The 23,532-nt window shown below is 45.8% G+C and carries 22 protein-coding genes; 4 read left to right on the forward strand and 18 right to left on the reverse strand.

From position 1 onward, the window contains the following. Together V1499_RS12610 and glgB are read right to left on the reverse strand one after the other, a co-directional pair. Positions 1-1,140, reverse strand: a complete 1,140-nt coding sequence (locus V1499_RS12610; RefSeq protein ID WP_409270269.1) for a glucose-1-phosphate adenylyltransferase — start codon at positions 1,138-1,140, stop codon at positions 1-3. Next, positions 1,058-3,016, reverse strand: coding sequence for a 1,4-alpha-glucan branching protein GlgB (gene glgB, locus V1499_RS12615; RefSeq protein ID WP_409270270.1), 1,959 nt, complete (start codon positions 3,014-3,016; stop codon positions 1,058-1,060). Before glgB ends, V1499_RS12610 begins: the two co-directional genes overlap by 83 nt. 286 nt (positions 3,017-3,302) lie before the next feature. Between glgB and V1499_RS12620 the strand changes: the two genes are divergently transcribed. Then, positions 3,303-4,214 carry a superoxide dismutase gene (locus tag V1499_RS12620; RefSeq protein WP_409270271.1) on the forward strand — a complete coding sequence of 304 codons (912 nt, stop codon included), beginning with the start codon at positions 3,303-3,305 and terminating at the stop codon, positions 4,212-4,214. A gap of 233 nt (positions 4,215-4,447) precedes the next feature. Here V1499_RS12620 and V1499_RS12625 read toward each other — a convergent pair whose 3' ends face one another. From V1499_RS12625 to V1499_RS12695, 15 genes are all read right to left on the reverse strand, one after another. Further along, positions 4,448-4,531, reverse strand: a complete 84-nt coding sequence (locus V1499_RS12625; protein WP_222928849.1) for a putative holin-like toxin — start codon at positions 4,529-4,531, stop codon at positions 4,448-4,450. A 406-nt stretch (positions 4,532-4,937) separates the two neighbouring features. After that, positions 4,938-7,535: a helicase-related protein gene (locus V1499_RS12630; RefSeq protein WP_409270272.1), complete on the reverse strand. Its 2,598-nt coding sequence runs from the start codon at positions 7,533-7,535 to the stop codon at positions 4,938-4,940. Positions 7,536-7,641: 106 nt separating this feature from the next. Beyond that, complete coding sequence (locus V1499_RS12635) at positions 7,642-8,319, reverse strand: TerC family protein (RefSeq protein ID WP_409270273.1); 678 nt, start codon at positions 8,317-8,319, stop codon at positions 7,642-7,644. A gap of 334 nt (positions 8,320-8,653) precedes the next feature. Next, complete coding sequence (gene ppdK / locus V1499_RS12640) at positions 8,654-11,323, reverse strand: pyruvate, phosphate dikinase (RefSeq protein WP_409270274.1); 2,670 nt, start codon at positions 11,321-11,323, stop codon at positions 8,654-8,656. After that, entirely contained in the window at positions 11,320-12,141 is an 822-nt protein-coding gene (locus V1499_RS12645) for a pyruvate, water dikinase regulatory protein (protein ID WP_409270275.1), read from the reverse strand. Before V1499_RS12645 ends, ppdK begins: the two co-directional genes overlap by 4 nt. Before the next feature lie 25 nt (positions 12,142-12,166). Further along, positions 12,167-12,790: a helix-turn-helix transcriptional regulator gene (locus tag V1499_RS12650; RefSeq protein WP_409276290.1), complete on the reverse strand. Its 624-nt coding sequence runs from the start codon at positions 12,788-12,790 to the stop codon at positions 12,167-12,169. 176 nt (positions 12,791-12,966) lie between these two features. Continuing rightward, positions 12,967-14,367, reverse strand: coding sequence for an FAD-binding domain-containing protein (locus V1499_RS12655; protein ID WP_409270276.1), 1,401 nt, complete (start codon positions 14,365-14,367; stop codon positions 12,967-12,969). 158 nt (positions 14,368-14,525) lie between these two features. Then, the gene (locus V1499_RS12660) at positions 14,526-15,278 is read right to left on the reverse strand and encodes an exodeoxyribonuclease III (RefSeq protein WP_409270277.1); all 753 of its coding nucleotides are present in this window, start codon (positions 15,276-15,278) and stop codon (positions 14,526-14,528) included. Positions 15,279-15,351: 73 nt separating this feature from the next. Then, on the reverse strand, positions 15,352-15,789 hold the full coding sequence (locus V1499_RS12665) for a peptidylprolyl isomerase (RefSeq protein ID WP_409270278.1): 438 nt from the start codon (positions 15,787-15,789) through the stop codon (positions 15,352-15,354). A gap of 202 nt (positions 15,790-15,991) precedes the next feature. Further along, positions 15,992-16,504: a mismatch-specific DNA-glycosylase gene (locus tag V1499_RS12670; protein WP_409270279.1), complete on the reverse strand. Its 513-nt coding sequence runs from the start codon at positions 16,502-16,504 to the stop codon at positions 15,992-15,994. 479 nt (positions 16,505-16,983) lie between these two features. Further along, a complete protein-coding gene (locus V1499_RS12675) occupies positions 16,984-17,256 on the reverse strand; it encodes a hypothetical protein (protein WP_409270280.1) in 273 nt (90 codons plus the stop codon). A 281-nt stretch (positions 17,257-17,537) separates the two neighbouring features. Beyond that, positions 17,538-17,726, reverse strand: a complete 189-nt coding sequence (locus V1499_RS12680) for a hypothetical protein (RefSeq protein ID WP_409270281.1) — start codon at positions 17,724-17,726, stop codon at positions 17,538-17,540. A gap of 164 nt (positions 17,727-17,890) precedes the next feature. Continuing rightward, complete coding sequence (locus V1499_RS12685; RefSeq protein WP_409270282.1) at positions 17,891-18,649, reverse strand: ATP-binding cassette domain-containing protein; 759 nt, start codon at positions 18,647-18,649, stop codon at positions 17,891-17,893. 15 nt (positions 18,650-18,664) lie between these two features. Next, entirely contained in the window at positions 18,665-19,408 is a 744-nt protein-coding gene (ssuC, locus tag V1499_RS12690; RefSeq protein ID WP_409276291.1) for an aliphatic sulfonate ABC transporter permease SsuC, read from the reverse strand. Between the two features lie 39 nt (positions 19,409-19,447). Beyond that, the gene (locus V1499_RS12695) at positions 19,448-20,431 is read right to left on the reverse strand and encodes a sulfonate ABC transporter substrate-binding protein (protein ID WP_409270283.1); all 984 of its coding nucleotides are present in this window, start codon (positions 20,429-20,431) and stop codon (positions 19,448-19,450) included. 173 nt (positions 20,432-20,604) lie between these two features. On the opposite strand from V1499_RS12695, the gene V1499_RS12700 reads away from it, so the two are divergent. The 3 genes from V1499_RS12700 (at position 20,605) to V1499_RS12710 (ending at position 22,805) form a co-directional block, all read left to right on the forward strand. After that, positions 20,605-20,877 (forward strand): YqhV family protein, encoded by a 273-nt coding sequence (locus V1499_RS12700; protein ID WP_409270284.1) that lies wholly within the window; start codon positions 20,605-20,607, stop codon positions 20,875-20,877. Between the two features lie 154 nt (positions 20,878-21,031). After that, positions 21,032-21,532 (forward strand): DUF3231 family protein, encoded by a 501-nt coding sequence (locus V1499_RS12705; RefSeq protein ID WP_409270285.1) that lies wholly within the window; start codon positions 21,032-21,034, stop codon positions 21,530-21,532. A 19-nt stretch (positions 21,533-21,551) separates the two neighbouring features. Further along, a complete protein-coding gene (locus V1499_RS12710; RefSeq protein ID WP_409270286.1) occupies positions 21,552-22,805 on the forward strand; it encodes an MFS transporter in 1,254 nt (417 codons plus the stop codon). A gap of 8 nt (positions 22,806-22,813) precedes the next feature. On the opposite strand, the gene V1499_RS12715 is transcribed toward V1499_RS12710, so the two are convergent. Then, positions 22,814-23,425 carry a YitT family protein gene (locus tag V1499_RS12715; RefSeq protein ID WP_409270287.1) on the reverse strand — a complete coding sequence of 204 codons (612 nt, stop codon included), beginning with the start codon at positions 23,423-23,425 and terminating at the stop codon, positions 22,814-22,816. Positions 23,426-23,532 lie beyond the last annotated feature (107 nt).

Consider the following 23,532-nt stretch of genomic DNA (forward strand, 5'->3'; position numbering starts at 1 on the left):
TTATTTGGACAAAAGCTCATCAATCGTATCCTCGGATACGGGTACGACCTCACCGTCGCCTTTTATGACACCTCCGTCAGGGACTGTAATACCTGGCGACACAATTGCTTTTTCGATTATGCAATCCTTGCCGATGACCGCGTCGGGCATAATAACAGACTCCTTGATGGATGCTCCTTTTTTAATTGAAACCCCTTGGAATACGACGGTCCTCTCGACGTTGCCTTCAATGACGCAGCCCTCATTTACAAGCGACTCAGTGAGCCTCGCGTCGGGGCAAACATACTGTGGGGGCTGGTTCGGGTTAACGGAGTAAATCCTCCAGGACTGGTCGAATAGATCAAGTTCCGAACTATCGTCCAGCAAATCCATGTTCGCTTCCCACAGGCTTTGGACCGTACCAACATCCTTCCAGTAGCCCTTGAACGGGTAGGCAACGAGTTTCCTATTTTCGTTCAATAGGAAAGGGATGATGTCCTTTCCAAAATCGTGCGTAGAGTCAGGGTTTTCATCGTCCCGGATCAGGCATTCCTCAAGAAGCTTCCAATTGAAAATATAAATTCCCATAGATGCCAGATTGCTTTTCGGATTTTTTGGCTTCTCATCGAACTCTATGATTCTCAAATTTTCATCCGTATTCATAATGCCGAACCGTCCGGTTTCCTCCCAAGGGACTTCAATAACGGATATTGTTACATCCGCTTCATTTTCGATGTGATGGTCCAACATCTTTTCATAATTCATTTTATAAATATGGTCGCCGGACAAAATAAGTACATATTCAGGTTCATATTGCCGTAAATAAGGCAGGTTTTGAAAAATCGCGCTGGCCGTCCCGTCGTACCACTTCACTTCGGACGAAACGCTATAAGGAGGCAGCACTGTCACGCCGCCATCCATCCGGTCAAGGTCCCACGCGCTCCCTATCCCGATATAACTGTTCAGGACAAGAGGCTGGTACTGGGTAAGCACCCCGACTGTATATACGCCAGAGTTCGTGCAGTTGCTTAAGGGGAAATCAATAATCCTGTATTTGCCGCCGAAAGGTACCCCCGGCTTAGCCAGTTCTTTTGTCAATGAATTTAGCCTGCTCCCCTGGCCTCCCGCCAGAAGCATGGCTACCATCTTCTTCTTTTGCATTGGCATTTATCCCCTTTCTTTTTTTCACAGGCCTTAAAATTGAAATGCCGTATGGCGGAATATTCATCTTGATGGAAAAAGGTTTCCCATGAAATCCTTCTTTTTCAGCTGAGATGACCTTTTTGTTTATTACACCAGATCCGCCGAATTCCCTCGTGTCGCTGTTAAGGATTTCCCTGTACCGTCCAGGCGCCGGGACTCCAATCCGGTAACCGCTATAGGCCTGCCACGTGAAATTGCAAACAATGACCAGGAAATCTTCTTCTTTGAACCCTCTCCGGACAAAAGAAAAAACGGATTGGTGATTGTTGTTCGGGTCAATCCATTCAAACCCCTCAGGGGAAGAATCCAGCTGATAAAGAGGCTTCGACCTTTTATAAAGTTTGTTCAATTCCTTTACAAACAGATTAAGCTTTGCATGCATTTCATACTCATTCAGATGCCAGTCAACCTCTTCTTTGTCCTTCCACTCGGAAAACTGGCCAAGCTCTGTTCCCATGAACGTCAGCTTTTTGCCGGGGTGGCAGGCCTGGTAACCAAGGAGGAGCCTTAACTGGGCAAACTTTTGCCAATAATCTCCCGGCATCTTGTCAAGAAGTGATTTTTTACCATGGACAACCTCATCATGCGAAAACGGGAGCACAAAATTCTCCGAAAAAGCATACATGAGCGAAAAGGTTACTTTAGTATGGTGGTGGCGCCTCTGATTGGGGTCTGTTTCCATATATTTCAGGATATCGTTCATCCAGCCCATATTCCATTTGTATGTAAATCCCAGTCCCCCATCCGCTGGCGGCTTTGTCACATTCGGCCAGTCCGTGGAGTCTTCAGCTATCATGAGGATGTCCGGGCAAAATGCCGTTACCGCTGAATTCAGCTTCTTCAGGAAGGCAACCCCATTTGGATTAATCACTTTTTCGGAATTCGGCCAGTAGATGATATTCGCGACTGCATCAACCCTGAAACCGTCGATATGGTACGTTTCCAGCCAGAAAAGCGCGCTTGACACAAGAAAGCTGTTTACTTCGGTTTTCCCGAGGTCAAAATTTGCGGTTCCCCAGACAGTGTTTTCCCTGTCATTTTCCGTTTTGTATTCGTAGGCATACCCGCCATCAAAACAATATAGCCCATGGGCATCCTTGCAAAAGTGGCCGGGAACCCAGTCAAGAATGACGCCTATTCCGTTCTGGTGGCATTGGTCAACAAAATACATAAAATCATGCGGCGTCCCATATCTGCTCGTTACGGAAAAGTAGCCAGTCGTCTGGTATCCCCATGATGCATCAAGCGGATGTTCGGTCAGTGGAAGGAGTTCAATATGGGTATACCCGTGCTCGAGCACATACGGTACGAGCTCATCGGCCGCTTCCCTGTAGGTAAGGAACGACCCATCTTCAGCCTTTTTCCAAGAACCAAGATGGACCTCATAAATGGCTGTGGGCTCCTCAATGGGAACTTTTTTTCCCCGCTTTCTCATCCACGTCCGATCATTCCATTGGTAACCATCCAGCGGTTGTACAATGGAAGCTGTATTCGGCCTGACCTCCGAGAAAAAAGCAAATGGATCGGCCTTCAGCTTTTTTTCCCCAGACGCGGTGAGTATTTCGTATTTGTACAATGAGCCAGTCATGTCATGGTCCGCAAATAATACCCAAACGCCTTCCTTGTTCACTTTCTCGAAGGTAAAGCCTTCGCCGTCCCAGCCATTGAAATCGCCCGCGAGCCTTACTTCAGCGGCATGTGGAGCCCAGACGCAGAAACGGGTATATGTCTTCCCGCCATCGTTTATGACATGGGCACCGAATAATTCATGGCTTTTATAGAGCGCCCCCTCATGAAACAAATGAAGCTGAAACTCAGTTGGATGATTGACCATCCTGTTCACCTGCCTGTCTTCAGTAATATTCTAGTTTCCAAAAAGTTATTTGCATAAACATGCTATTATCTGGTTTCGACGCCAGCCTTGGGAAAACCTTTAATATATGGGCTCATTATTTATGATTGGGAAAAGTATGTACAAGCAGTAAGTAGGAGAGACCTATTATCTTTCCCCAAAAACAAATAGACAAAACCCAAAATTCAGTTTTTTGAAACTTCTCATAACATTAAGAACCGAACAATATACTAATTGGAAGGAAAACGAATTGGGGGAGGGGACTTTCTTGAGGGGATTAAAGGCAAAAGGAACGTTTTTGCACGACCTGATAGAATGGGTTGGGCTTCTGGAGAAAGAGGTAGACAGGAATCTATCTATTTTTCCAGGAAACAAATCGATATACCATTTCAGACAGGAAGTTTATTTATTTTTATCAAAACTAACAAGCACGAGGAAAGATGAAATTGATTGGGATGAAGCCATCGAGCTGGAAAAATCAGCATGGGAGCTATACTGGCAGTGGCAAGAACTAAACGAAGGCAAACAATACAGACCAGCCTCTCCGGATGTCTCCGTTCCAGCCGGCAAGCATACCCTTCCCCGCCTGCCCTATGGGTATGAGGCTCTTGAGCCCTATATTAGCAGGAGAATCATGCTGCTCCATCATTCCCAGCACCATCAATCCTATGTGGATGGATTAAATAAAGCCGAAAAGGAAATGGAACAAGCGAGGCAGGAGAACCGTTATGATTTACTAAAGCACTGGGAAAGGGAAGCAGCATTCCATGGAGCGGGCCATTATTTGCACACGCTTTTTTGGGAGGCGATGGGTCCCCATGGGGGAGGCAGGCCAGAGAGAAACCTGCTGGCAAGCATCGAAAAAAGCTTCGGGTCGTTTGACAAGTTCAAAGCTCATTTTTCAGAAGCCGCAAAAAGGGTTGAAGGATCAGGCTGGGCCATCCTGGTTTGGGCGCCAAGACCGCGACGCCTGGAGATCCTTCAGGCTGAAAAACATCAAAACCTCAGCCAGTGGGACGTTATCCCGCTCCTTCCGCTAGACGTTTGGGAACATGCCTACTACCTCCAATATGAAAACAATCGTGGAAAATATGTTGAAAATTGGTGGAACGTAGTAAATTGGCTTGAAGTGGAGAAAAGATACAATGAGGCACGCAAAATAAAATGGGAGCCTTTTTAGGCAAAACCTTTATGGGTAAAAAGAAGATTGAAGGTAAAACCTTTTTAAACAGGCCCGAAAAGTGCTCCTCTATTTTCTTTTTCCCTTTTTTCGGGTATAATGAACTATGATGAAACAATAAAAAAAGGCCCGCGCATGTTGCAGCATGCACAGGCCCTTAACCGACGGTTCCCGGAAGTGGAATCGGGATAAAGCGAAAACCCGCCCATTATGCTTGCCGGCTCAAGGGTGGGTTATTTTTTTTGGTTCACCGACAGTACGGCTACAATAAGGCTGGCAAACGAAATCGCGAGCATCAGGCCCTGGAAAACTGTCATCAAGCATCACCCCCTTTCTCGGGGAGTGTTCATGCCCAGCTCTTAAAAATCGTAACTTATTGTAACATTTGTCTTAGATTCTTAAGTAAAGACAATTCGTCCAACCCTCCGCTGGTCTAGGGTTTAGCCTTCTTCCGAACACCTATGTCTTTCGGTCTCGTAATGAGCGCACCATAGGGCAGGAGTTACCTGGGCTACCTTTATCCTCTTACGGCAATCCTTCCATTGGAATTTTCACATTCTATCGAATGTCCGTACTAAAATAAAGGCTTAAAGTTTCTTCTTAATTTTGAAGGAAGTTTCTGATAACCGTTTTACCCACCCTTAAAGAACCGCCGATTGGTTTAATTATATCATATCTTCCTATTTTTTACGAACATAAGTTCGCTAATTTCGTCCTGTTCCGTCAAAATTTTCTCTTCTGCCTCCAGCCCCGCCTTGAATGGTTTTTTCTCTTATTTTGGCCGGAATGGCATTGATCGCAAATAGGGTAGGCAAAGTCAAGGGGTAAATTTTTCCCACAATTGCGGCATTTTTTCCCCTGGCTTTTCGTGACATCTTTTAATTCCTCATGGACACTGTCACTTACCTGTTCACGGACCCGTTCCCAATAAATCGCTTCCGTCCTCTTTCCTAGCTTGTACAGGAACAGAAGGTGGAGGCCAATCGCCTTGTAGGTTAATTCCATCTCTTCAAGACTCCGTTTTTTGATTGGCGGCTCTGGGAGCTCCCTCCCCTCGGCAATGGCGGCCATAGTCTCCAGCCATTGCTCTGTCAGTTGCGGCTCTTTTGCCGAAAATGGCAGATGCAGGAACCCGTACAGCTCCATCATTGGATATCGCCGTTCAATCATTGTGCCTTCAATTAGTTCATACCTGCTCCTCTCTTCGGCGAGTTCGGCCTTTTTTGTTCCTGGCGGGCTCTCGAATTTTTCCCAAAGCTCGAAAAAGGCGCCAAGGCTTCGGCTGTATTTTTGGAAGCGCTCAAAAACCGCACTTGTAGGGGCGATTGCAAAAACCTTTACCTGCTGGTCTTCTCCCTCAAGGAGTCGTTTCATCCTCTGAACATCCGATACAAAGGCGACCCGTCCAATATTGTAAATTCCCTTCCGCCCGGCTCTTCCCGCGATTTGCTTGACTTCCTGAGAAGTCAGCCTCCGCCTGGCGGTTCCATCAAATTTTTCATTTTCGAGAAACACAATTCTTCTAATAGGAAGGTTCAACCCCATTCCAATCGCATCTGTTGAAACAACAATCCCAGTCAGGCCCGAAATAAAAAGCTGCATTTGCTTTTTTCTTGTTTCCGGAGGCATGCTGCCGTAAATCATGCTGACTTTATGGCCGTTTCCCTGGAGGATTGCGGCGGTAGCCAGGACCTGTTTCCTCGAAAAGCATACTAACGCGTCGCCTTTCCTCGCTTTTTTCAGGGAAAATTCCTGTTCTTCCACATGCAGAGGCACGTCCCTCCTATATTCCTTTAACTCGTATTCCGCGTTGCCGAGAAGTTTTATGACCATATTTTTAATATTGAAGCTACCAATAATATGGACCTCTTTCGCATTCGTCTTGGTAATCGCTTTGTACCAGGAAAAACCGCGGTCCTTATCCGCGACCATTTGCGCCTCATCAATGACAGCGACTTCATAATAGTCCTTCTCATGGAACATTTCGACCGTGCAGGAAATATGTGCCGCGCCTGGCTCCACTTTTTCTTCCTCTCCGGTTTTAAGCGAGCACGGGACTCCTTCGGCATTGAGCCTGTCGAAGACCTCAAGGGCCAAAAGCCTGAGCGGGGCAAGATAAATTCCGCTTTCCGCGCTTTTCAAGGCTTCAAGTGCATGATGTGTTTTACCGGTATTCGTTTCACCGATATGAAGGACGTATTTAACATTCCTCTCAGTGGAGGGCCTGTATTCGCTCCCGAATACTTCGTCAATCATTCGCTGTTCTTCCGCCGCCTTCTGTTCCGCTTCCGCTATTTCCCGGGCGAGCCGTTCTTCCGCCATGGCCATATCGGATTCGTAAATAGCCTTATGTGTTTCAGCGTCAAATGGAATAGCTGCGAGCCTTAACAAATCCTCGATATATTCTCCGGAAACCCGTTCAAGGAAATCATCCGCCAGTTCCTCTGCCATTTCTGAAACAAGAACGGCAAGATTGCTTGCATCGCCTTCCTCCGGTTCATGGGACAAATATTCTTTAAAATCTCCCTCCGGCAATTTTTCCGAGACAAGCCGGGAAGCATTCCTGAGGACAATTCCGGTAATGGCGCGTTCGTATTTAAAGTAATACGTTTCATATTCAAAAAACATCCTGCCCCGGTAGAACGTTTTATGAATATCCCCTGTCAGCTCTTCAAAAAAATCACCCGCCCTCCGATAGTCTGCCAGACTGAAACGACCCTGGCTAATCAGCTTTTCTTCCAGCGCGAGCGTATCGATTTTTTTATATCGGGTTCCGGTGTTTATGTCAGCTTGGAGTTTGCGGGCAACTTCATATCTTGTATAAAGGTACAAGAGCGATTCGCTATCCAAGAGGACTCGCTCGGCAGCCTCGCTCATTGTACGAAGAAGGACCGCGCGTTCCTCCAATTTTCTTGCCGCTTCCTCCTGTTTCCTGAAACGTTCCCTAGCTTCGTTGTATAAATTCTCCCACATCCCGGGTTGCGCTTCCAATTCCGAGTGGAGCCATTCCGCAGGACTGAAAGGGGAAAACTCCCTCATTTCATTCCTGAACACGTGGTTAATCAGTTTCCGGTCGACACCCTCCGTTTCAATCCCTTTGCTTTCAAGAAATTCCTTTTTCCCCATTTTCGATATGCCATTTGTTACCTTGTTTAACCAGACATTCAGCCAAAGCTGTTCGATATACTGATTCCTGTCAACCAAATAATGCTCAAAGGCAGGCATCGATTCCTGAGACACCATATACTTCGAAATATCTTCTAATATTTTGCGCTTCGTATTTTTAACCGCTCCGGAGTGCGCGGCTTTTAATTCTTCCATCATATTACTCCTTTTCACAGATCCTTACTTTTATCATTTCCTTCTTTAGATAGTACTATAGAAAAAGGAACCAATTATAAAGATTGGTTCCTGAAAATGCGAAACTTTAAGCAGTCCCACTCATCTTATGCTGTTTTTGCTTGATGGCCCTGCCGATTAATATGACGGCGGCTACAATGAGAAGCTCAAACCCATATTTTACGAAAGGATTTGCAAAATATTCATTCAAAAACGGCTCGCTCACAATCATTTTTGAAGCCGTCCAGCCAAGTACGCCTGCGCCTATTGTAATGATGATCGGGAATCTGTCGACCCATTTCAATATGAGGGTACTTCCCCCAATTACGATCGGCACCGAAATAAGCAGGCCAAGGATGACAAGGACAAAGTTTCCATGAGCTGCTCCCGCGACCGCTAGAACATTGTCCAGTCCCATAAGAGCATCGGCAATGATGATGGTTCTTATGGCAGCCCAAAAGCTTCCTCCCGCTTTAACATCATGCCCTTTGTCCTCAACCAATAGCTTGATTGCGATCCAAATGAGCAGAGCCCCGCCGACCAACAAAAGGCCTGGGATCTTTAAAAGCCATACAACAATAATCGTCGCGAGCGAGCGAATGATAATGGCCCCTGCGGTTCCCCACAGGATGACCTTTTTTTGCTGATTTTTTGGCAGGTTCCTTGCGGCAAGGCCAATTACGATCGCATTGTCACCAGCGAGCACCAAGTCGATCATGACGATCGCCATTAATGCCGTTAAAAATTCCATTGATAAAAATTCCATTTCTTGTTTCCTCCTTCGTTGACTCCTGCAGCGGGTTTGTTTTAGTCCGCCCATCATGGCCTTCAATAAAGCACAGCCGAAACGGCAGTAATGGGCGCCTATACAAGAGAGAGCCCCCGCCAACTGGCAAGGGCCCTTTTTGGACAGAAAAGACCCTTACCCTTGACAGGTAAAGGTCTTGCTAACAACATGGCTGCTGCCAACAAAGCCGGAGGCAGTGCCCCGAATTGACGACTTTGCTGTAAAAGCTACTCCCCTTTATGCTTATCCTATAAGATAGGAAAATCATAAACTATTTTTTACGAAATATCAAGCATTTGTGGAGACTGGTTTTTTAGATGTTCATGACCTCTGTTTCGGCCGCTTTTCCGTGCCGAATTGTAGCCTGGGCAGCTGCAAGCCGCGCCAATGGCACCCGGAATGGCGAACAGCTGACATAGTCCAGCCCTTTCCTGAAACAAAAATCGATTGAGCTCTTTTCTCCCCCATGCTCTCCGCAGATGCCCGTTTTAAGGGACGGCTTGGTTGTCCGGCCAAGCTTTACGGCCATTTCGACTAGCTTCCCAACCCCATTCTGGTCGAGGACAGCAAAAGGATTTTCCGGCAATACCTTCCTTTCGATATACGTTTGCAGGAATTTCCCCTCCGCGTCATCACGGCTGTATCCAAACGTTGTCTGGGTCAAGTCGTTTGTCCCGAACGAGAAGAAATCGGCCTCGGAAGCGATTTCATCCGCCGTAAGGGCAGCCCTCGGTATTTCTATCATCGTACCAACAGTATATTCAAAATCCCTGCCAGATTCCTCTTTTATTTGTGAAGCAGCTTCAATTACAAGCTGACGCATTTCCCTAAGCTCGTGGACGTGGCCGACGAGCGGGATCATGATTTCTGGTTTCACAGTAATTCCTTTTTCAGCCACAGCCGCGGCTGCATAGAAAATAGCTTTGGCCTGCATCATGTATATTTCAGGATTGATCATCCCAAGCCGGCATCCCCTATGGCCAAGCATGGGGTTAAATTCTTCAAGCTGGCGGACCTTCCTGAGAAGTTGTTCCTTTTTCTTAAGTTCTGCTGAATCCGGCTGAAGGATTTGCAGTTTTGTAATGTCGACGAGCAATTCCTCTTTATCCGGCATGAACTCATGAAGCGGCGGATCAAGTAAGCGGATTGTAACCGGAAGTCCCTTCATGACCTCGAAGATACCTTCAAAATCGCCCTGTTGCATCGGGAGAAGTTTTTCGAGTGCGGCACTCCGCTCTTCAAAACTTTCGGACAGAATCATTTCCTGTACAATTGGTACCCTCGCTGCATCCATGAACATATGCTCTGTCCTGACAAGGCCGATTCCCTCTGCGCCAAACTCCAATGCCTTTCGGGCATCTACAGGATTATCGCCATTTGCCCTAACGGAGATGGCGCGGATTTCATCAGCCCACGAAAGCAGGAGTTTGAACTCATCCGAAAGTTCAGGCTCAATCATCGGGATTTCCCCAAGCATGATTTCTCCAGTGCCTCCATCAATCGTAATGATATCCCCATAATTTACGACCGTTTCACCAACTGAAAACAATCTGTTCTTCAAATCGATTTTCAATTCTTCACAGCCGCATACGCATGCTTTACCCATTCCCCTTGCAACAACAGCGGCGTGGCTTGTCATCCCACCCCTGCTCGTTACAACGGCTTGAGCGGAGATGATACCATGAATATCATCCGGAGTCGTTTCCGGCCGGACAAGGATAACTTTTTTCCCTTCTTTTGTAAGGCTTTCGGCCTCATCGGCTTCAAAAACGACGATACCTGACGCGGCGCCTGGAGATGCTGGAAGACCCTTTGCAATCTTGACCCTTTCGAATTTATCATCAATCCTACGGTGAAGAAGCTGGTTGAGCTGATCAGGATCGACGCGCAACAGTGCTTCCTCCTTTGAAATCAGCCCTTCTTCAACCATTTCAACCGCAATCCGGATGGCTGCCTGCGCTGTTCTTTTACCTGTACGGGTTTGGAGGATATATAAGTTCCCCTTTTCTATGGTGAATTCGATATCCTGCATATCCAGGTAATGCATTTCGAGGTTTTTGCATGTTTCGGCAAACTGCCTGTATACTTCGGGCATTTCAGCATTAAGTTCGGAAATCGGCCGTGGTGTACGGATTCCGGCGACAACATCCTCACCCTGTGCATTCATCAAATATTCTCCGTAAAGAATCGATTCGCCTGTGGAGGGGTTGCGGGTGAAGGCAACGCCTGTACCGGAGTCATTTCCCATATTCCCGAAAACCATGCTTTGGATATTTACGGCAGTTCCGAGGTGGTCAGGGATTTTGTTCAAGCGCCTGTAGACGATTGCGCGCTGGTTGTTCCAGGAATTGAAAACCGCATTGATGGAAAGGAACAGCTGCTCTTTGGGATCCTGAGGGAACGGTTTCCGTGTGTGCTTCTCAACAATTTTCTTGTATCCCTTAATCACTTCCGTCCAATCCTCGGCCTTCATTTCAGGATCGGATGAATAACCCTTACTTTCGCGTACTTCCTCGAGGAATTGTTCGAAAAAGAACACATCAACATCAAGGACGACATCACTGAACATTTGGATGAACCTTCTGTATGAATCATAGACGAAACGGGGATTGTTTGTCAGTGCGGCCAAGCCTTCAGCCGTTTCATCGTTCAGTCCGAGATTCAGGATTGTGTCCATCATACCGGGCATTGAGAATTTGGAACCGGAACGGACAGATACGAGCAATGGATTGGACGGATCGCCAAGTTTTTTGCCCATCCTTTCTTCCAGCTTTCCAAGTGCCTGCAAAACCTGGTCGGTTACTTCGTGTGGAATCGTTTCCCCTGATTCGTAATAGGCATTGCATGCTTCAGTTGAAATAGTAATGCCAAAAGGAACGGGCAGCCCAATCCGCGTCATCTCGGCAAGGTTGGCCCCCTTGCCGCCAAGCAAATCTTTCATTTCGCTATTGCCCTCATTAAATAAGTAAACAAATTTTTTCATCGTTGTGAGCTCCTTTCCAATTTAAGAACATCCACAATGAGGCTGGCTGTTTCTTCTACAGCCTTATTCGATACGTTGATCACCGGGCAGCCTACACGTTTCATAATTTTTTCCGCATAATCGAGCTCTTCCAATATCCGCTCAAAACTCGCGTAATTAGCCTGGGAAGTAAGGCCAAGCGCTTTTAACCGTTCCTTCCTTATAGCATTAAGTTTGTCAGGCGTAATGATAAGTCCGACACATTTGCCCCTCTGAAGCGAAAAAATCTCATCTGGAGGAGCTACTTCCGGAACAAGCGGTACGTTTGCCACCTTGTATCGCTGATGCGCCAGATACATGGATAGAGGTGTCTTAGAAGTACGGGAAACGCCAATCAAAACAATATCAGCTTTTGCGATTCCCCGGGAGTCGCGGCCGTCGTCATACTTGACAGCAAATTCTATCGCTTCGACTTTCCTGAAATATTCATCATCGAGCTTTCTCATCAGTCCCGGCCGATGCTGTGGCTCTTTGTTAAACCTTTTAACAAACGCGGACATGAGCGGGTTCAGCAAGTCAATAGCGACAATCCCTTCCTCCGCCGCCCTTCTGTCAAGGTATTCCTTAAGGGAGGGTACAACTAGAGTGTAGGCAATCAGCGACATATCCTTCTTGGCTAGCAATAATGCATCCTCTAAATCTTCTGTATCTTCAACATATGAGTTTCTTCGGATATCGACATACCCCCCATTGAATTGGGACGCGACTGCCTTTACAACCATTTCAGCTGTTTCCCCGACCGAATCAGATATAACGTAAACAATTTCTTTTTCCGCCAATTGTCTTTTTCACTCCTTACGAAGGTCACAGCCCCGCAATCTCAAGGTATGCCTTTACGATAGTGGTTTTGGTGATTCTTCCGATGACCGAATATGTATGGGTGGTTTTATCAACTTCTTTTACTACCGGAAGAGAATCAATTTGGAATTCCATCATTTTCCTAGCAGCTTCAAGAAGCGTCTCGTCCTGGCCAATCATGATTATATTCGGCATCCTAGTCATGATAATGCTAACCGGTATTTCCTCCAGACTCCTCGTCCCTATAGAGGCGCGGAGCAAATCTTTCCTGGAAATGACTCCAGCCAGATGGCCGCTTTCATCCACCACATACAGAGTACCGACATCCTCCAAAAACAGCTGAACGATCGCTTCGTAAACCGAAGCAGATGCTTGGACTACAATTGGATGGGCTTTGTATTGTGATACAGACTTTTGTACCGTACCACGTACAAATGGTGGTGGAGAAGGGTTCATACTTAGGAAATATCCAACTCTAGGCCGGGCGTCAATGGTTCCTGCCATTGTGAGAATTGCCAAGTCTGGCCTGAGCGCCGCCCTTGAAAGTGAAAGCTTTTCGGCGATTTGTTTACCTGTTATCGGCCCGGAAGCCTTAATGATCTCAATTATTTCCTCCTGCCGTCTGGACAGTTTAATTTAGGACACCCCCATTCTGCCATACCATTTACAAGTTATTAAGCTTACTACTTTAAATGTGTTACCATTATTCTTAATTAGTATATTACATTAATGCGATATTGGAAACTTTCAAATTAAATAAATGAAGAAATTTTGTTAATCATTTAAAACAGCGTAAATTTGTTATACTACTCGTCGAATAAATCCATACTTAACTGCTCTCCAATCTCCGGGGAAGATTGGGGATACTTTTTTGGCCTGTTTTCCGCTGCCGGGGCAGATAGCTTGATAGTCTTGAAAATGGTATCCGGATCTTTCATCGGAACCGGATATCCAAGAGTGTAAAAACCTGTATACCGCCAAGGCTCATGCACGTACTTTATCGGAAGGCTCGCTAATTCAGGGATGTACCTCTTGATAAATGCTCCATCGCTGTCGAGCTTCTTTCCTGCCCTTACAGGATGAAAGTACACTGTTATCCGCTTTCCGGAGAAAGAGGCGCATAATTCCAATTCACGGTCGAGAATGCACGGATCATAATCCTGGAGAAGGCTTCCAAGAAACTCCTTTACCAGCTGTTTATCCAACTGCAGTCCATTGCATAAAAAGGTGGCTAAAACAGCCCTAAGGCTGTATGGAAGCCAGCCGGTTTTCGTTAATGAAACAACAGAAGCATCAATGATCGGTATGCCGGTTCTTCCTGTCTGGATACGTTCCTGTTCATCCCGATTCCACGATTTCTCTTCAATGGTTAATTGTCGGTTTTTTTGGGGTAAGCTGTTACCGTATGCAAGGAACCGGCTATATAGACTGTCCAGAAAGGAATTTATCGCTTTACGCGCTTCTTCCGTTTTTGCTTCCTTTAATTCACCCAAGGATTTTTTGACAACTGTTTTGGCCGAAATATTCCCCCAGGCCAGGTAAGGAGACAACCTACTCGAATAATTCGACGCCTTTAATAGACCTTCCTCCTTCCCTTCATACATCATGTACCTTCCCTTGAAAAACGATTGAAGTGTTTCCTCCGCTTTCCGCTCTCCCCCTGGCTGGCCTAATGGAATCAAGTCTCCGGGAACGTGATAGTTGCGGAATTTTCCGAGCGGCTCGGATAGCCAATCGGGCAGTCTTTCGGGAAGCTTCAATTTAGGCGGTGCCAGTTCACTTTCTCCCTCCAAAACTCTTATCCATTTCATTTTTGATTGTATTGTTGCTTTTTCACCGTTTAGGGAAGGTGCCTCTTGGAACGGAATCCCGATTTTTTCTAGACAGTGATATCTAATAGATTTCGACAGCTCCTTTTCTTTATGAAAAAAGACCTTGATTGTGCCGTACGCTTCCTCCAATTTCCTGAACACATTTTCCGCCTCGCCAATTGTTACAAAAAGGCAACCGCCCATTTCGGCAAGTCGAACGGACAATTCCTCCAAGCTTTCGAAAACAAAGGCGTAATGCCGGGCAGAATAAATGCCCCCTTGCCAAAGTGAAGGCTCAATAATATACAAAGGAAGCACTTCACCGTATTTTGCAGCAGTAGAAAGAGGCAAATGATCGTTCACCCTCAGGTCGCGCCTGTACCATACAATATTCATCGTGCGGTCCCACCATTCAAAATATGTTTTTAGTACATTACCCGCCTAGCTGAAAGAAAATTGCAAAAAGGTTCGTGTGCAGGGAAACAACCATAAAATTTCACTGGAATAGGCGAGATACAAAAAAAGGGCAGGAACCCGAGTTTCTGGTTCCTGCCTTATTTTAATTCCAAGATTACAGGGCAATGGTCGCTGCCCATGATAAAACAATCAATATGAGCGTCCTTCAGCCGTTCCTCAAGCTTTTTTGAAATAATGAAATAATCGATGCGCCATCCGATATTCCGTTCACGGACCTTGCTCATATAGGACCACCACGTGTAGGCTCCTTCCCGGTCAGGATAAAAATACCGGTAGCTGTCGATAAAACCAGCCTCAAGCAATTCGGTCATTTTTGCCCTTTCTTCATCTGTGAAGCCAGAATTTCCAACATTCGACTTAGGGTTTTTCAGGTCGATCCATGAATGGGCGACGTTCAAATCCCCGCAAAGGATGACCGGCTTTTCCGCTTCCAAAGTGAGCAAATGGCTTTTGATTGAATCTTCCCACTCCAGCCTGTAGCTAAGTCGTGCGAGGTCACGCTGGGAGTTCGGAGTGTACACGTTTACAAGGAAAAAATCTTCATATTCTAGCGTAATTACCCTTCCTTCGGGTTCACTGTCAGACGAGCCAAGGCCATAACGAACGGACAGAGGCTGTCTTTTTGTAAAAACCGCTGTTCCTGAATATCCTTTTTTCTCGGCATAGTTCCAGTATTGGTGGTATCCCTCCAATTCAAGTACGATTTGGCCGTCTTGGCACTTTGTTTCCTGAAGGCAGAAAATATCGGCGTCCACTTCACGGAAATAATCAAGAAACCCTTTGTTCACGCACGCCCGGATTCCATTTACATTCCAGGATACAAGCTTCATTGTCATTCTCCCCCTTAAACAAAAAAGAAAGGCCTATCCGGCGATAAACCGGAAGGCCCTTTAGGCACCGCTGTTAGTCTTCGAAAACTTCAACTTTTTCCATTACATCGCCATTTCTCATCGACTTTGCAGTTTCCAGGCCAGATGTAACTTTCCCGAATACTGTGTGAACTCCATCAAGGTGAGGCTGCGGCTCGTGAACAATAAAGAACTGGCTTCCGCCTGTATCTCTACCCGCGTGAGCCATTGAAAGCGCGCCGGCCACATGCTTATGCGGATTTCCTTCTGTTTCACATTTAATTGTGTACCCTGGGCCGCCCGTTCCTGTTCCATGAGGGCACCCACCCTGGCTTACGAAACCAGGAATCACCCTGTGGAAAGTCAATCCATTGTAAAATCCTTTGTTGGCCAGGGTTTCAAAGTTTTCAACTGTTCCTGGTGCTTCTTCCGGATATAATTCAAATTCAATTTTTTCACCATTTTGCATTGTGATAACGCCTTTTTTTCCCATGATTACATCTCCTTCACTTCAGATAACATCTATCATACCATTTCTTATTGGCGGAATGAAGTATTTAACTATTGGGGTGAGTATTTGAAAAAACCGCTCGTCCAATGATACAATTGCATTGCCTCTTCCGACAATCGCTTGTTGCGGGACACTTAACCAGTTCGGACGGAAGAGGCGGGCGCTTCCTTTGGGAGGCGCCTTTTTACTTTTCTCTTAGCCGGGAAACAAGGCCCGGCAGTTCCTTATAAATTTCCACAATTTCTTCAAGCGGCATCCTGACAAGCCCGCTTGAAGAAGGGGCGACAAAGTCTGTGGTGCCAGCAACCATTGGCTCGGGCTGGATTCCCCAAGGTATTTCTTTCTTCCGGCTAAACTGTTGATACACTCCTTTTCCAACATAGCAGACGATCAGCGGTCTGCAGGTCTTGATTTTTTCGTTTAGCGCAACTCTACCCTGACTGTATTCTTCCTTTGTAATTTCATCCGCAGCACGAGTCGGACGCTCGACAATATTCGTAAGTCCCAGGCGGATTTCTGGAAGGAGCCAGTCCTCCTCAGGTTTGTATAGCCGCGGTGTGATTGACGCACTGTAAAGGATTTTCCAAAACCTGTTGTTCGGGTTCGCAAAATGATGCCCGGTTTCCCCTGAAAGCAGGCTGGGATTGAAGCCGACAAACAGGATATCGAGATTTTCCTTAAGATGGTCACGCAACATAGACCAATCACCTTCCTTTATTCACGCGGACCTAAGCGTGCAAATTCTATCGCTTTTCATTTTAAATCAAATATGCATAAAATCCTACCGACGCGGGATGGTGCAACGCCTTTTTGTAAAAAAACGGTTTAGTACATGCTTACATCAAAAGAAGAGGTATAACGCTTAAATATGAATGCATAAAGAAGATTCTCCTTTAAAGTTAAGTTACCAACACAAAACAAGTGCCCGAGGGATCCGTTGCCTACCGCTGTTCGGGTATTAAATTATCGTTTAACGCCCGAAGGAACTCCTTACCACTGCTGTTCGGGGTCTATTTAACCCAAAGGAATGCCAGGAGGTTCGAGTTCTGAAGACTGATTTTTTGCTCCACAAATGTATCTTGCGAGAGCGGTAATTTAGCATTGGGTTGAGTTGTTCTTCTTTAGTCTTTGGACAAACTGTGGATGCCAAAAAAGCCGCTTAAGCGGCTTTTCAGATTATTGATTCGATTGGTTGCCCTGTTTCCCTGTCACCTTATCCGGAAAAAATTCATTCGAAAATTCAGCCAAGGCGGTGTTGCGCGGTATAGGGCCCATAAACCGTTCTGCAGCCTGTTGAATCTTTGGAAGGACATTACGGTAGCGGGTCTTTCTAAGCCCTATTGCCGTAGCACTTACTCCAAGGCCAATAAGCGATGCCCAAAACATTCTTTTGCTCTGCCTTTGGTTTGTAAGTCCCCGCAAAATGGAAGCAACCATTTGCATATTCATGTGCAGGCCACCTTCTTCCATTAAATTGGATCCCGCGAAAGGATTCCGTTATTAGTATCCTGTTTTTGCAGAGCGCGAATACTGTTCCAATTCACCCAGTAATGGAATATTTGTCTTGGGCAGAAAAGAAAAAGAGCCGTATTTGGCCCGTTAGAGTTGGATGAGTTTAGAATGTATTATAAATGTTCGGGCATTCTTCTCCGGTAGGCTCATAAAAGCAATTTGAATGGGGCGACTGTAACTTTGATACGCCCCATCACGAAACCTTTTTAAAGGATTTTTTAACGTTGCCTGCTTTTCTGCTTTTCCATAACTTCGTATGATTTTTCTATGATGTCCATCAACACATCGCCTTTGTAAATTCTTCCGACCTTTGTATTTTCCTGGTAGTACGCCACGATTTCATCCAACTTTTCATATACGTCTTTTGTAATCCTTACATTCAGCTGAATACGCTGATCCTCCACCAAAAAACCCACCCCCTATCATTGTGCTATTAGCTGCTAGCAAAATGTTATCAGTCTGTTGCCCTATGCTATATCCATTTCATTATAACGTTTCAACCCGGAAAGTAAATACTAATTGATTTTGCGATTCTCCAAAAGAAATAAAGCGGTATAACGCGTATGCCACTTTATTTTCCGACCAATTTCAATCCGTTTTCACCATTTGGACCAAGAATGCGTTCTAATATTTCGTCCACGTGGTTATGAAAAGCACGCTGGGCGCGTTGCCTAGGGCGAGGAAGGTCAATGGTCCGGTTCATGACAATTTTCCCTGCTTCAATGAGGATGACTCTATCGGCAATGGCCACCGCTTCTTCCACATCATGTGTAACGAGGATTGCAGTAAACCCTTTTTCCCTCCAGATCCGTTCAATCAAATCTTGCATTTCAATCCGGGTCAAGGCATCAAGCGCTCCAAGCGGTTCATCGAGAAGCAAAATGTCCGGTTCATGGACAAGGGCCCTTGCCAGAGCGACACGCTGTTTTTGTCCACCGGAAAGCTTTGACGGCCAGTCTTTGCTCCGGTCCTCAAGTCCCACATTCCGAAGAGCGTGCAGCGCTCTATCCTGCCAGTGCCCAGTGAGCCCTATCCCAATGTTTTTTAGGACACTTTTCCAAGGAAGAAGCCGTCCATCCTGAAACATAATCCTGGCTTGTGGATTTAATCCTTTCAGTTCCTTTCCCTTAACATAAATACTTCCCATGTCATGTCCCTCAAGTCCGGCGATTAAGCGCAAAAGCGTGCTCTTCCCGCAACCGCTTTTACCGACAATGGAAATAAATTCACCGGGAGCAACCGATAAATCGATTCCATCTAGGACGATCCTGCTTCCGTATTGTTTTTTAACACTCTTCAGCGATAAATAAGGTGCTTCCCCCTGCTTCACGTCATTTCCTCCTTGTTATGAGTTCCATCGCAGCCATTTGCCTTCCATTGCCCTTGCTATTATATCGGATAGCTTGCCAAATAGCGCGTAAAGGAGAATGCTTAAAACAATAACATCCATTTGGAAAAATTCCCGGGCATTCATTGCCATGTACCCGATGCCTGATTGGGCGGAAATTGTTTCCGCGACGATCAGCGTCAGCCACATAACGCCAAGTGAAAAACGGACACCCACAAGTATTGATGAGAGCGCGCCTGGAAAAATAACGGTAAGAAACAGCTTTGTTCCCTTTAGGCCATAAGCCCTTCCCATTTCAACCAGCCCTTTATCAACAGACTTAATCCCGTGAAATGTGTTGATGTAGATAGGGAAAAGAACTCCAAGCGCCACAAGAAAAATCTTCGACGTTTCATCGATGCCGAACCAGAGTATTACAAGCGGAATAAGCGCCAGATGAGGGATTGTCCTTAGCATTTGGACCGAAGTATCTAGAAGCAATTCGGAAAATTTAAATATCCCGTTGAATAGTCCTAGCAAAAAGCCGATTGTCCCGCCAATGATGAACCCGATCACGGCCCTTCCGAGGCTAACCCAGATGTGCGCTGCAAGCTCACCGGATTTAAGCAATGCAAATGCGGCTTTTAATACATCGGTAGGGGCGGGGAGAATTCTGGTCGGGATCAACCCCATGGAGGAAAAAACCTGCCAGAAAGCAAGTATGAACATTGGAAAGGCCCAGGGAATGATTGACGGCAACATACGTTTCAAAAATGCTTTCAAATAAAATGCCTCCCCTTGCTATTTTTGCATGGCATCCCTTACATTTATTTCTTTCGGAATTATTTCAAGCTTAAAGAACGTATCAGCGATTTCCTGTTGTTCTTGAATAATTTGCTCATTGATTTCATCCACTCCATACACCCTCCGCTTTACAGCAACATCCAACGATTGCTCATCAATCTTTAAAATCGGGGCAAGCATTGCAACAAGTTCTTCGTGATGGGTATTCGCCCACTCTGATGAGCGTTGAATTTCCTCTAGAATTTGGTGAATAATCTTTGAATGTTCCTTTGCAAAAGTGGTGCTTGCAAGGAAAAAGTCTCTGTCCGTTGTCAGCCCTTCACCGTTTACTAGCATTCGTGCGCCAGAACCGATTTCCGCGGCTGACGTAAAGGGATCCCAGACAACCCATGCGTCAATATTCCCTTTTTCAAACGCCACTCTTCCATCACCTGGAGCTAGGAATGCGGGCTTGATATCTGTATAGGAAAGCCCTGCTTTTTCCAATCCTTTAATGAGCAAATAATGCGAACTCGACCCTTTTGCGAATCCGACCGTTTTTCCTTTTAAATCCTTTACTGATTTGATAGGTGAATCATCCTTGACCAATATTGCGCTTCCATTAAACTTTGGTTTCCCAGCCGCGATATAGACAAAAGGAGCGCCTGCAGCCTGGGCAAATATCGGAGGTGAATCCCCTGTCCTTCCAAAGTCAATCGTTCCGGCATTCAGTGCTTCGACAAGGGCGGGCCCGGCCTGAAATTCCTTCCATTCTACGGAAACGCCTTGTTTTTCAAGTGATTTTTCAAGTGTGCCAAGCGATTTCAATATGACAAGGGGGCCGTTCTTTTGATATCCAATTCTAATGGTTTTAACTGTTTTCTCCTCCGCGCTGGCCCTCTCATCTGTTTTTTTTGTTTCCGAACATCCTGAGAGAAAAGTGAAAGATGCAAAAAATGCGAGGAGCCAATAAAGAGTCCCTTTTGCTCGAAACAATCTCATATGGTTTCCTTCCCTTTCAAAGAATTTGGGCATATGTCTACCTGTTTTAAACTATGAAAATTAAGAGGAAGCGTTCCTGTCCACTAAAATTTGTTCCCAACCGGTAGGATTGGACTAATCCCTATTGCCAAGGCATATATTGAAAAAGAACATCGTCCAAGATGGAGGGCTTTATGTTTACGGTGATTGAAAAAACGGTTCTGGCCATGTCGTTATTACGGATAGTCTCGGGTGGAATAGAAATATTCGCAGCCCTCCTAATGATTAAGTTCAATGCTGTAGAAAAAGCATTGCTGATTAACAGCTCCCTTGCATTAATCGGGCCGCTTATTCTATTGACAACAACTACTATTGGCTTAATTGGAATAGTAGAAAAGGTATCATTAGTAAAAATGGTATGGGTGTTCGCGGGAGTTGCCTGCATTCTCTATGGAGTGAAACAATAAGGACGTTTGGCACAATAAAAACGGCTGCAGCTTGCAGCCGTTTTTATTTTTACTTGTGTATTGGTTTTTTAAAAATATAGTAAAAAATTTCATGTTATATTTTCAGTTATAGATCAAATACTAATCGAAGCATGCAGAAAATGGAGTGATAGCCATGAGTATTATGAGTGGAAACCCCCAGGATGAACCTTTACACGCAGGGGAAGTTTTTCATTTGTGGTCGCATTTGTTGGGTACAAAAGCATATCTTGTCGCTTTGCAGGTTTTTTCAAATCATTCGGGCGATCACGACCTTAAAGTATTCATAGAGGATTTCATGGAGAATTGTGTTAAACAGGAGGAACAGCAGGTTGAGGGGATATTGAAAGAAAATGGCATCCGCCTTCCCCCCGCGCCTCCGGACAGGCCGAATGTCGCAACCGAAGACATACCCGCCGGTGCAAGGTTCAACGATCCTGAAATTGCCGCGCTCTTAACAAAAGACATAACGGGTTCCAATGTTCTGGCAAGCTATATTATGGGGCTCTCCTTAAGGGCGGATATTCGTGAGATGTTCAGTGATTTCCTTACACAAAAAACAGAGTACGCGGATAAACTCGCAGCAATAATCAAGGAAAAGGGATGGCTTGTTCTGCCTCCGTTAAATTTGAAGTAAATTCATTCAAAATAAAAGGATGTGTATCCCGGTGGGAAGTAAGAATAACGGCATGACGGTCGCGGCAATAGGCTCAATTCCATTAATAATGACACTGGGAAATTCAATGCTCATCCCGATCCTCCCCCAAATGAAAGCAGAACTTGGATTGACTCCCCTTCAGACAAGCATGACCATTACAGTTTTTTCAATTGCTGCCGCAATCTTCATCCCAGTCCTTGGCTATTTATCGGACAGGTTTTCAAGAAAAGTCGTCATCCTTCCCGCATTGATCCTTTATGGAGCCGGAGGGCTATTGGCGGGTTTTGCGGCAACCAGTCTACCGAGCGCCTATTGGTGGATACTAGCCGGGCGGACCATGCAGGGAATTGGCGCGGCCGGGACTGCCCCGATTGCAATGGCTCTAACGGGGGATTTGTTTAAGGGGGGGGAGCAAAGCAGGGTTCTGGGGATTGTGGAAGCGTCGAATGGACTTGGAAAAGTCCTCTCGCCTATTCTCGGGGCACTCTTCGGCCTTCTCGCCTGGTTTGCGGTGTTTTTTGCTTTCCCTGCGATCTGTTTAATATCTATTTCGCTTACATTGTTTTTTATAAAGGAAAAAAGCCATCGTCAGGCGCCGCCGCCATTCGGCAAATACATGAGGGGGTTGGCCAGCGTTTTCAAGTTTGAAGGACGCTGGCTATTAACAGCTTATTTCGCTGGAGCGGTCTGCCTATTCACCCTATTCGGGATCCTTTTTTATCTATCGGATGTCCTCGAAAAACAATACGGCATCGACGGGGTCAAAAAAGGATTGATTTTGGCAATTCCCCTGCTTGTTATGGGCGGAACCTCCTACTTAACCGGCAGTAGGATTGGGAAAAATACTGCTGCAATGAAGCGTTTGATTGTTATCGGGCTCGGATTGATGACAGTATCCTATGCCCTGCTTGTTTTCTTTGAAAAACTCATACCATTTTTATTCGTTCTGGTCCTCAGCAGTATTGGGACCGGCCTTGTCCTCCCATGTTTGAACAGCCTCATTACAGGATCAGTAGGAAAGGAAAGGCGTGGATTTGTCACTTCTCTATATGGTTCGGTCCGTTTCATTGGTGTCGCAATAGGCCCTCCGATATTTACACGGTTGATGGAATGGACGAGATCAGGGATGTTCCTTACGATCGCTGCTCTAACCTTGATTGCTGGAATCCTTGCTCTTACCTTGATCCACGTCCCCAACAAGGGTGACGAAAAGGATAAAACAAAATATTCCTTCCGTTACAATTACATTTAACCTAATCCTTACTTTTTTCGGAAGGCAAAAGAGTAAGCGTCATACAGGCGGATTCTAAAAACAACATCGACAATTTTGGTTGAAATCCATTGGCTAAGAAGCGCCTGTATGATGATTTCCCATTTAATAATCGACGCGGTCAAGAGAAAAATACAGCCATTAATCCAGAAAAGGGGCCGCCCGGGAAGTGTCCCGCGCATGGAAGAAATAATGAGAGCCAAAACTCCGACTCCCCCATTTGACACTCCCTGCCTCAAGAGAAGCCCTACCCCGGCTCCAAGGAACAATGACCCTGTCACCAAATCAACCCAAACATTTCTGTAAGGGATTGTAATGCCCCTCTGTGAAAAATAAATCGAAAACGATGTTACCGTTATGGCAAACATTGTCCATACAGTACATCTGTTGCCAAGGAATTTAATTGCAATGACAAGCATGGAGAAATTAACCACCCAAAGGGCGAACCCCATATCAAGGCGAAAAAAATGGTGAAGCAGTACAGCAAGCCCTCCCGCACCACCTGAAGGAATGTTATGCGGAAACAAAAAAAGGCCCATACCAAGCCCCTGGATGAGGCCGCCAGCCGTTACTATAGCGCTTTTTCTTAAAAATCTGCCCATATACCCCATCCCTGCTTTGCCTTGAAGGCCTCTATGCTCCATTTTATTCGTTTTACCTGAAAAGTAGTACAAGCGTCGTGAAAGCAAACAAAGAGGCAACCCAATAT

The organism is Neobacillus oceani (genome assembly GCF_046237595.1).
Taxonomy (GTDB): Bacteria; Bacillota; Bacilli; order Bacillales; family Cytobacillaceae; genus Bacillus_D; species Bacillus_D oceani.

Bases quoted from the DNA above. Each gene is read 5' to 3' on its own strand.
- V1499_RS12610 (WP_409270269.1), bottom strand. From the start codon at position 1,140: ATGCAAAAGAAGAAGATGGTAGCCATGCTTCTGGCGGGAGGCCAGGGG.
- glgB (WP_409270270.1), bottom strand. From the start codon at position 3,016: ATGGTCAATCATCCAACTGAGTTTCAGCTTCATTTGTTTCATGAGGGG.
- V1499_RS12625 (WP_222928849.1), bottom strand. From the start codon at position 4,531: ATGACAGTTTTCCAGGGCCTGATGCTCGCGATTTCGTTTGCCAGCCTT.
- V1499_RS12630 (WP_409270272.1), bottom strand. From the start codon at position 7,535: ATGGAAGAATTAAAAGCCGCGCACTCCGGAGCGGTTAAAAATACGAAG.
- V1499_RS12635 (WP_409270273.1), bottom strand. From the start codon at position 8,319: ATGGAATTTTTATCAATGGAATTTTTAACGGCATTAATGGCGATCGTC.
- ppdK (WP_409270274.1), bottom strand. From the start codon at position 11,323: ATGAAAAAATTTGTTTACTTATTTAATGAGGGCAATAGCGAAATGAAA.
- V1499_RS12655 (WP_409270276.1), bottom strand. From the start codon at position 14,367: ATGAATATTGTATGGTACAGGCGCGACCTGAGGGTGAACGATCATTTG.
- V1499_RS12660 (WP_409270277.1), bottom strand. From the start codon at position 15,278: ATGAAGCTTGTATCCTGGAATGTAAATGGAATCCGGGCGTGCGTGAAC.
- V1499_RS12665 (WP_409270278.1), bottom strand. From the start codon at position 15,789: ATGGGAAAAAAAGGCGTTATCACAATGCAAAATGGTGAAAAAATTGAA.
- V1499_RS12670 (WP_409270279.1), bottom strand. From the start codon at position 16,504: ATGTTGCGTGACCATCTTAAGGAAAATCTCGATATCCTGTTTGTCGGC.
- V1499_RS12675 (WP_409270280.1), bottom strand. From the start codon at position 17,256: ATGAATATGCAAATGGTTGCTTCCATTTTGCGGGGACTTACAAACCAA.
- ssuC (WP_409276291.1), bottom strand. From the start codon at position 19,408: ATGTTGCCGTCAATCATTCCCTGGGCCTTTCCAATGTTCATACTTGCT.
- V1499_RS12695 (WP_409270283.1), bottom strand. From the start codon at position 20,431: ATGAGATTGTTTCGAGCAAAAGGGACTCTTTATTGGCTCCTCGCATTT.
- V1499_RS12700 (WP_409270284.1), top strand. From the start codon at position 20,605: ATGTTTACGGTGATTGAAAAAACGGTTCTGGCCATGTCGTTATTACGG.
- V1499_RS12705 (WP_409270285.1), top strand. From the start codon at position 21,032: ATGAGTATTATGAGTGGAAACCCCCAGGATGAACCTTTACACGCAGGG.
- V1499_RS12710 (WP_409270286.1), top strand. From the start codon at position 21,552: ATGTGTATCCCGGTGGGAAGTAAGAATAACGGCATGACGGTCGCGGCA.
- V1499_RS12715 (WP_409270287.1), bottom strand. From the start codon at position 23,425: ATGGGCAGATTTTTAAGAAAAAGCGCTATAGTAACGGCTGGCGGCCTC.